Genomic DNA, 2,975 nt, shown 5'->3' with positions numbered 1-2,975 from the left:
CGTCGCCGACCAGCTCGAGGGCCGGCCGTGCGCCATCTCCCCGGTCCCCTTCCACGCCGCGCGCTACCGCCGCCCGCCCCGCTAGCCCCTTGTTGTACAAGGGCTGTACAATTACGCTAGGCCTTGATGGCGGTGGACCGGAAGCTCGCCTCCGCCTTGGTGACCCCAGCAGCAGGATCGACAGAAGGAGCACCCCATGGAGCACGTAGCCTTCGGCAGCGAAGACATCGAGAACACCCTCGCGAACATGGACGACTCGCAGCTCGATGAGCTCGCCTTCGGGGCCATCCAGCTCGACGGCAACGGCACCATCCTGCAGTACAACATGGCCGAGGGGGATATCACGGGGCGCAATCCCCAGGACGTAATCGGCAAGAACTTCTTCCGCGAGGTGGCGCCCTGCACGGACAGCCCCGAGTTCTACGGGAAGTTCAAGGAGGGGGTGCAGTCGGGCAACCTCAACGCGATGTTCGAGTACACCTTCGACTACAAGATGACCCCCACCAAGGTGAAGGTCCACATGAAGAAGGCCCTGACCGGGGACAGCTACTGGGTCTTCGTCAAGCGGGTCTAGGGGCCGCTCCGACAGGGACGGCGCATGCAAGGGCTGACGCAATCCGAGGTGCTGCAGCTCCTCCGCAGCCTCCTGCCGGCGGAGCTGGCGCTGGCGCGCCAGCAGGAGGGGGCCGAGGAGCCCATCGACGGCGCCGCGCTCACGGCGCAGACGCGCCTCGACCAGCCGCCGCTGCGCCTCGACTCCCTGGAGCGGCTCAACCTCGCCGGGACGCTCAACCGCTTCTTCTGCCTCCACGAGACGGGGGTCGAGGACCGCCTGCTGGCGCAGCGCCAGCTCGGCGACTGGGCCGCGCTCATCGCCGAGGCGAGCGCCCGCACCAGCGGCCTCGTCTTCTCCACCTCCGGCAGCACCGGCGAGCCGAAGCCCCACCACCACAGCTGGGCGGCCCTGCGCCAGGAGGGCGAGGTGCTCGCCGAGACCCTCGGCCCCCACCGGCGCGTCATCGCCTGGCTCCCCGTCCACCACCTCTACGGCTTCATGCTCGGCGTCGCCGCGCCGCGCGCCCTCGGCGCCGAGGTCGTCGAGGCCCACGAGGCCCCCGCGGCCCTGGCCGGCGACCGGCGCCCGGGGGATCTCATCGCCACCGTCCCGGCGCGCTGGCGCTACCTGGCCGACTCCGGCCGCCCCTTCGCCGCCGGCAGCACCGGGGTCAGCTCCACCGCCCCCCTCGAGCAGGGGCTGCGCCAGCGCCTGCTCGAGGCCGGGCTGGGCGGGCTCGCCGAGATCTACGGCGCCACCGAGACCGGCGGCGTCGGCGTGCGCTGGGCGCCGGAGACGGCCTACCGGCTCCTGCCGCACTGGGAGCGCGGCAGCCACGGCAGCCTGCGCCGCCTGCTGCCCGACGGCGCCACGCTGAGCTTCGCCCCCCTCGACCGGCTGGAGTGGCTCGAGGCGCGCACCTTCCGCCCCGCGGGCCGGCTCGACGGCGTCGTCCAGGTCGGCGGCGTCAACGTCTCCCCGGAGCGGGTCGCCGAGCGCATCCGCGGCCACGAGGCCGTCGCCGACTGCGCCGTCCGCCCCTTCGGGGAGGGCAGCCGGCAGCGCCTGAAGGCCTTCATCGTCCCCGCCGACGGCCAGGCGGACCGGGAGGCGCTGCGGGAGGCGCTGACCGAGTGGCTCTGGGAGAGCCTCCCGGCGGCCGAGCGGCCGATCCGCCTGAGCTTCGGCGAGCGCCTGCCCCGCAACGAGCTGGGCAAGCTCCAGGACTGGGACTAGGGGGCGCACTCCGCGCCGTCGGCGCCGCCGCGCCGGGCCCGTCCCGTGCGGGCGATCTTGACGCTCGCCAGCGGCCGGGCGCCGCGGCAGAGGCTGAAGGTGCCGTTGCCCACCGACCAGCGATCCGGGTCGTAGCTGACCCCGCCGCGGACGTTGCGGTTGCCCGCGACCCGCAGCGGCGCCGCGACCCCGCGGCCGACCTCCAGCAGCTCGCCGCCGTGCCCCGCGCAGCGGCCGTGGGCATCGACCCCACTGCACTCCCCGCCCCCTGCCGGGTCCTCGAACACCAGCCAGCCGTCGCTCCAGCCCGTATCGGCGCACCCCGACGCGGGCGTGCCGCCGCAGACGGTCACCGTCACCCCGGCGATCCGCGCCCGGGCCCGGGCGCGCTCCAGGGCGCCGATCAGCTCCCGCTGCCAGGCCCACGCCCGCACCGCCTCCAGGCTCGCCTGCCACTGCGGCACCGCCCAGGCCACGGTGAGCGCGATCACCGCCGCCACCACGAGCAGCTCCGGCAGGGTCAGCCCGGCCGCGCGCCTCACCCGCCCCAGCAGGCGGCCGCCTCGGCCGGCTCGCTGCCGCGCTCGCCGCGGTGGTTGAGCGTCAGGCGCTGGCACTGCGCATCCGCCTCCTGGCGGCTCCCGGCCGCCGGCGTGGCGATGAGCTGGAAGGCGTCGCGCTCCGGCTCCAGGGTCAGCTCGTAGTAGCCGCGCCGCGAGCGCGCCGGGACGCGATCGGCGCACGCCCGGTAGTCGAGCTCCTCGGCGAAGCAGCGCTCGAGCGCGCTCCAGGCCTGGAGCAGCGAGCCGGTGGCGTCGCTGCGGTGGGCCCGGAGGGCGTAGCGCTCGTAGACCGGGTAGGCGATCGCCGCCAGGGTGGCCACGATCGCCGCCACCACGAGCACCTCCAGCAGGGTGAAGCCGCCCCGTCGCCTGGCGTACGGCGCCATCTCGTCCCCTCCCCTTCACTCGCTACGCTGCCAGCGCAGCCTCGCCTCGGGGCCCGCGGCGAGGCGCACGCCGGCCTCGATGACCGCCTGCTGCCCCCGGCAGCCGCTGCCGGCGGCCGTCACGCGGTAGTACCCGCCGCGCGGCACCACCGTGTAGCACGACGGCTCGGGCGAGCAGCCAGGCCCACCGCCGCCCGGCGCCTCCCCGGCCTCGAGGGCGAGCCGGGCCTCGCG

Annotated in this window: 5 protein-coding genes; 2 read left to right on the top strand and 3 right to left on the bottom strand. The window is 75.1% G+C overall.

What is annotated here, in order from left to right:
- The first annotated feature begins 196 nt into the window (after positions 1–196).
- Positions 197–574, top strand: a complete 378-nt coding sequence (gene pyp / locus CKO13_RS11530) for a photoactive yellow protein (protein WP_200261175.1) — start codon at positions 197–199, stop codon at positions 572–574.
- A 24-nt stretch (positions 575–598) separates the two neighbouring features.
- Positions 599–1,792 carry a 4-coumarate--CoA ligase gene (gene pcl / locus CKO13_RS11525; protein WP_200261173.1) on the top strand — a complete coding sequence of 398 codons (1,194 nt, stop codon included), beginning with the start codon at positions 599–601 and terminating at the stop codon, positions 1,790–1,792.
- On the opposite strand, the gene CKO13_RS11520 is transcribed toward pcl, so the two are convergent.
- The 3 genes from CKO13_RS11520 to CKO13_RS11510 all read right to left on the bottom strand — a co-directional run.
- Positions 1,789–2,334 (bottom strand): GspH/FimT family pseudopilin, encoded by a 546-nt coding sequence (locus tag CKO13_RS11520; RefSeq protein WP_200261171.1) that lies wholly within the window; start codon positions 2,332–2,334, stop codon positions 1,789–1,791. The two genes, pcl and CKO13_RS11520, sit on opposite strands and share 4 nt — an antisense overlap.
- Positions 2,331–2,741 carry a type IV pilin protein gene (locus tag CKO13_RS11515; RefSeq protein WP_200261168.1) on the bottom strand — a complete coding sequence of 137 codons (411 nt, stop codon included), beginning with the start codon at positions 2,739–2,741 and terminating at the stop codon, positions 2,331–2,333. The genes CKO13_RS11520 and CKO13_RS11515 overlap by 4 nt, the downstream gene beginning before the upstream one ends.
- A 15-nt stretch (positions 2,742–2,756) precedes the next feature.
- On the bottom strand, positions 2,757–2,975 hold a 219-nt coding region (locus CKO13_RS11510; RefSeq protein WP_200261167.1), incomplete at its 5' end, for a hypothetical protein.

It is taken from the genome of Halorhodospira neutriphila (assembly GCF_016584055.1).
GTDB classification, from domain to species: domain Bacteria; phylum Pseudomonadota; class Gammaproteobacteria; order Nitrococcales; family Halorhodospiraceae; genus Halorhodospira; species Halorhodospira neutriphila.
This window is presented reverse-complemented; position numbering and strand designations above follow the sequence as displayed.

What these genes read in the sequence shown, in the direction of transcription:
- pyp (WP_200261175.1), top strand. Translation starts at nt 197, where the DNA reads ATGGAGCACGTAGCCTTCGGCAGCGAAGACATCGAGAACACCCTCGCG.
- pcl (WP_200261173.1), top strand. Translation starts at nt 599, where the DNA reads ATGCAAGGGCTGACGCAATCCGAGGTGCTGCAGCTCCTCCGCAGCCTC.
- CKO13_RS11515 (WP_200261168.1), bottom strand. Translation starts at nt 2,741, where the DNA reads ATGGCGCCGTACGCCAGGCGACGGGGCGGCTTCACCCTGCTGGAGGTG.